The organism is Vibrio marinisediminis, assembly GCF_014050145.1.
Taxonomy (GTDB): domain Bacteria; phylum Pseudomonadota; class Gammaproteobacteria; order Enterobacterales; family Vibrionaceae; genus Vibrio; species Vibrio marinisediminis.
Window position 1 is genome coordinate 1 of record NZ_JACFYF010000434.1, and the last position, 225, is coordinate 225.

Annotated in this window: 1 protein-coding gene; it reads left to right on the plus strand. The window is 49.3% G+C overall.

Features of this window, described 5'->3' with window-relative positions:
- The coding region (locus H2O73_RS21660; RefSeq protein WP_182110866.1) for a hypothetical protein at positions 1-225 on the plus strand (225 nt) is incomplete at both ends.

Genomic DNA, 225 nt, shown 5'->3' on the forward strand with positions numbered 1-225 from the left:
TGAACGGCGAGCAGGGCGCGGATGTCTTCGAGTTCAACCTGGGCGACGGCCAGGATCAGATCCATAACTACGATGACGATCACAGTTTGACAAACCGTCTTAACCTTGGAGAGGGAATCGAAGCTGAAAACCTTTGGCTTACCCGCAATGGTAATGCTCTTGATATCGCCTTGCTGGGTTCTTCTGGTGACAGTGTTCGTATCAATAACTGGTACTTAAAGAGTC